Genomic DNA, 877 nt, shown 5'->3' on the forward strand with positions numbered 1-877 from the left:
GTCCGACGCGCTCGCCTGCGAGACGCGCCGCGAGGTGCTGGATGTGCTGGGACTCGACGACCGCGCCGCGTAGACTGAGACGAAAAACGTCGATTCCGGCCTACAGCTTCTCGATGTCGCGGGCCGCCTCCGCCTGCTCGCGGACGGACTCGACCGTGGCCGAGGCGTCGGTGGCCGCGACCGCCGCGTTGACCGCGCCTTCGAGGACGGGCGCGTCCGCGATCACGGCCTCCGCGTCGCTCAGTTCGACGGCGATGTCCGCGTTCATCACCGCGCTGCCGAGGTCGACGAGGACGACGACCGGGTCAGAGCCGTCGGGATCTCCCCCGTTCTCGTCGCCGGCGTCGCTCCCGTCTTCCGCGTCTATCCCGGCTGCGGCGTCGATCGCCGCTTCGATCGCGTCTGGGACAGTGCCGATCCCGCCCTTCCCGTCGCCGCCGACCGGTTCGATGCGGGTGTCGCCGGCCATCTCGGCGGCGATCTCCGCGATCCCCTCGGCGGCCCGCTCGCTGTGGGAGACGACGACGATCCCGACCATCAGTCGTCCTCCGGGTCGACGTCGTCGGGGTCGTCGTCCGGGATCGTCGGCGAGCCGGCGTCGGTCTCCGGCACGTCGACGTCGAGCCGCTCAGCGGCGACCGCGAGCAGCTCTTCGAGGATGATCAGCGTACTCGTCGCCCCCGGGTCCTGATGGCCGACCGACCGCCAGCCGAGGTAGGAGGCCCGCCCCTTCCGCGCCCGGATCGGGACGGTGAACGCGACCCCGCGCTCGGCGGCGTCGACCGCCTTCGCGAGCGCCTCGATCGGATCGAGGTCGTCGACCTCGATCGACTTCTTGAACGTGTGGACCGCGGGCGTCAGCGCGTCCACCATCGTC

At 71.6% G+C, this 877-nt stretch carries 2 protein-coding genes; both read right to left on the reverse strand.

What is annotated here, in order from left to right:
• Positions 1-100 precede the first annotated feature (100 nt).
• Positions 101-538, reverse strand: coding sequence for a PTS mannose transporter subunit IID (locus BN903_RS04050; protein ID WP_048076519.1), 438 nt, complete (start codon positions 536-538; stop codon positions 101-103).
• Positions 538-877, reverse strand: a 340-nt coding sequence (locus BN903_RS04055; RefSeq protein WP_048076520.1) for a DAK2 domain-containing protein, incomplete at its 5' end; no start/stop codon positions are given. The genes BN903_RS04050 and BN903_RS04055, both read right to left, overlap by 1 nt.

It is taken from the genome of Halorubrum sp. AJ67, from assembly GCF_000513435.1.